The 3,290-nt window shown below is 48.5% G+C and carries 4 protein-coding genes; 1 reads left to right on the top strand and 3 read right to left on the bottom strand.

Features of this window, described 5'->3' with window-relative positions; all coding sequences use genetic code 11:
- The 3 genes from ACTHUM_RS10965 to ACTHUM_RS10955 form a co-directional block, all read right to left on the bottom strand.
- A partial coding sequence (locus ACTHUM_RS10965; protein WP_440402885.1) for an MFS transporter occupies positions 1 to 1,168 on the bottom strand: 1,168 nt, incomplete at its 3' end.
- Complete coding sequence (gene ccoS, locus ACTHUM_RS10960) at positions 1,168 to 1,353, bottom strand: cbb3-type cytochrome oxidase assembly protein CcoS (protein ID WP_070461478.1); 186 nt, start codon at positions 1,351 to 1,353, stop codon at positions 1,168 to 1,170. The genes ACTHUM_RS10965 and ccoS, both read right to left, overlap by 1 nt.
- Positions 1,353 to 1,658: an HLGFF motif protein gene (locus tag ACTHUM_RS10955; RefSeq protein ID WP_070461479.1), complete on the bottom strand. Its 306-nt coding sequence runs from the start codon at positions 1,656 to 1,658 to the stop codon at positions 1,353 to 1,355. The genes ccoS and ACTHUM_RS10955 overlap by 1 nt, the downstream gene beginning before the upstream one ends.
- A gap of 234 nt (positions 1,659 to 1,892) precedes the next feature.
- Here ACTHUM_RS10955 and ACTHUM_RS10950 point away from each other — a divergent pair, with 234 nt between their 5' ends.
- Entirely contained in the window at positions 1,893 to 3,089 is a 1,197-nt protein-coding gene (locus tag ACTHUM_RS10950) for an acetate kinase (RefSeq protein WP_070461480.1), read from the top strand.
- Positions 3,090 to 3,290: the final 201 nt, after the last annotated feature.

Below are 3,290 nucleotides of genomic sequence, written 5' to 3'. Positions count from 1 at the left end.
AAATGGCGGCTGACACCATAAATACGCCGTTGATGATGTTGTTGGCGGCGACGGCGTGGGCGCGGAAGGTTTCGCTGCTGGCGGTTTGCAACCAAGTGTAGAGCGGTACGGAGAAAAAGCCTCCGAAAAAGCCGATGGCCGACATCACGAGCATAATCGGATACGCTTTAGCTTGCGATAAAAACCAAATAATGCCGTTTAATTCGGTAAAGCGTTGGCCTTGGGTCAGCCACACCAGCAATAATCCACAGACCGTTAGCCCCAGAGTGCCGATGGTAACCAAGCCCAAAATCAGGCGCTCGTGGCTGAGTTTGGCGCATAATACCGAGCCGATGGCGATACCGATGGAGAACAGCGCCAACATCAGGTTGAACACATTATCGTTGCCGCCCAAATGGATTTGCGTGAACGTCGGCAGTTGGGTGGTATAAACCGAGCCGACAAACCAAAACCATGAAATACCGATGATGGAAGTGAATACGGGTCGGTCGGCCGCCGCTTCACGAATCAGTGAATTCGTGCCTTTGATGATGTTCCATTCGATTTTTGTGTCCGGCATTTTAGCGGGTACAGACGGCATAAACAGGCTGGTCATCGTGCCGCCGATAGCGACCAATAACACCAAACCGCCAACAATATACGGCGGAACGCCTGCGACTGCGGTGCCCAAAATCTGGCCGAGCAAAATGGCGATAAACGTACCTGATTCAATCAGACTGTTGCCCATAATCAGCTCTTTGTCGTTGAGGTAATCGGGCAAAATGGCGTATTTCAGCGGGCCGAACAAAGTCGATTGCGTACCCATGCAAAACAGGCAGATTAAAAGCAAAGGCGCGGATTGAATATAGAAGCCATATGCCGCTACTGCCATGATGATGATTTCCAACAGCTTGATCCAACGCGCCAAAACGGCTTTGTCGAATTTGTTGCTCAGCTGCCCTGACAGCGCGGAAAACAGGAAATAGGGCAGGATAAACAGCATCGCGCCCAAGTTCAGCATTTGGCTGGACGGCAGAAAGTCGTTTTTGCCCAAACCGTAAAAACTGATCATCACGAATAATGCGGTTTTAAACACATTATCGTTAAACGCGCCTAAAAACTGCGTCCCAAAGAGCGGCGCAAAACGGCGGGTCGTGTGGAAATTCAGATTGTCTTTTTTAAGGCTCATTATTTGGATTCTTTGTCTTCGTCTTTTTCGATCAGTTTTTCAGTGGAGTCGTCGTCCATCAAAATGCGGTGCGCAGGTCCTTCAAGGTCGTCAAACTGTCCGTTTTTACCCGACCACCAGAAAAACCAACCGATGATAAAGGCCAAAATGATGCTGATGGGGACAAGGATAAACATACTTTCCATTACATCGCTCCGGTCAAATCGCTCAGGATAAAGGTTTTGCCGCTGACTGTCAGGTATTCGTTGCGCAACGCACCGATATTTTTATCGTCAAAAAACAATTCGATACGGTCTTTAACCACGCGCCAGTATTGAGGGATATCGGTTTGCTCGAAAGGCGACAATACCGCTGCTTCGGTTGCATCTTCGCTTTGCAGTTTGACTACAAAGCGTCCGCTTTGCGGCGGATTTTGCGATTCATCGTCTGCTAACATAATAAAAAATCCGGCATGTTCGCCGTCTTGAGTGTGGATACTGAAATAATGCATATCGGGAAATCTTCAAAACCGCCGTCATTTTTTCAGACGGCCTAAAATAAAATTCCGTCCATTTTACATCAAATATTAAGTCAAGCAGCCGATTACATTTTTTGTTAGAATACGGCGTTTACTTTGTTAATCTGTTCAGACCGCTACCCACTACGTCCCACAAGGGGTGCAACATAGCCGGAGCAGCAGTAAGGTCCCGACAAAAATGCCGTCTGAAACCTCAAGGAGCATAAAATGACACAAAAATTAATCTTGGTTTTGAACTGCGGCAGCTCTTCCCTCAAAGGTGCCGTATTGGATAACGACAGCGGCGAAGTATTACTGAGCTGCCTGGCAGAAAAACTCAATCTGCCTGATGCCTACATCACCTTCAAATTCAACGGCGAAAAACATAAAGTTGAATTGGCCGCCAAGCCAGACCATACCGGCGCGGTAGAAGCACTGATGGACGAGCTCAAAGCCCACGGCCTCGACACCCGTATCGGTGCGATCGGCCACCGCGTGGTAAGCGGCGGCGAATTGTACAGCGAATCCATTTTGGTTACCGACGAAGTTATCGACGGTATCGAAAAATGTATTCCACTTGCTCCTCTGCACAACCCGGCACACCTTTTGGGCCTGCGCGCTGCACAAACCATTTTCAAAGGCCTGCCGAACGTTGTCGTATTCGACACTGCATTCCATCAAACCATGCCTGAACATGCTTACAAATACGCTGTTCCACATGAATTGTACGAAAAATACGGCTTGCGCCGTTACGGTGCACACGGTACCAGCTACCGCTTCGTTTCTGACGAAACTGCACGCTTCCTCGGCAAAGACAAAAAAGATTTGCGCATGGTTATTGCCCACTTGGGTAACGGCGCATCTATTGCGGCAGTTGCCAACGGCGAATGTAAAGATACCAGCATGGGCCTGACTCCGCTGGAAGGTTTGGTAATGGGTACACGCAGCGGCGATATCGACCCTTCAGTTTTCAGTTTCTTGGCTGAAAACGCCAACATGACCATTTCCCAAATTACCGAAATGCTGAACAAAAAATCCGGCCTGCTCGGTATCTCCGGTTTGTCCAACGACTGCCGTACCATTGAAGAAGAAGCTGCCAAAGGTCATCCGGGCGCCAAACTGGCTCTGGAAATGTTCATCTACCGCTTGGCTAAATACATCGGCAGCATGACAGTAGCGGCAGGCGGTTTGGACGCATTGGTCTTCACCGGCGGTATCGGTGAAAACTCCGACATCATCCGCGAACGCGTATTGGGCTACTTGGGCTTCCTCGGTCTGTACATCGACCAAGAAGCTAACCTGAAAGCCCGCTTCGGTAATGCTGGTGTGATTACCACTGCCGACAGCAAAGCTGTTGCCGTTGTGATTCCTACTAACGAAGAATTGATGATTGCACACGATACAGCCCGTCTGAGCGGCCTGTAATCTCCGTCATTATTGAAAACCTGCCCGCAAGGGTAGGTTTTTTGTTGTGTATAGATGAAAAAAATTTTGAGAATATATTGAAAAAAGCCGGCAAACATTGCGTTTACCGGCTTTTTAATCAGTGTAATATTAAGAACGCTGATAGATAGGTTTAGAACTTATAACTGATGGTAAACAGCAAAGTCCTGCCTCGTGCGTAGT

It is taken from the genome of Neisseria sp. P0021.S006 (genome assembly GCF_051956895.1).
Note: the sequence above shows the minus strand (reverse complement) of the source record. Positions and strands in the feature narration are given on the sequence as shown.

What these genes read in the sequence shown, in the direction of transcription:
- ccoS (WP_070461478.1), bottom strand. Translation starts at nt 1,353, where the DNA reads ATGGAAAGTATGTTTATCCTTGTCCCCATCAGCATCATTTTGGCCTTT.
- ACTHUM_RS10955 (WP_070461479.1), bottom strand. Translation starts at nt 1,658, where the DNA reads ATGCATTATTTCAGTATCCACACTCAAGACGGCGAACATGCCGGATTT.
- ACTHUM_RS10950 (WP_070461480.1), top strand. Translation starts at nt 1,893, where the DNA reads ATGACACAAAAATTAATCTTGGTTTTGAACTGCGGCAGCTCTTCCCTC.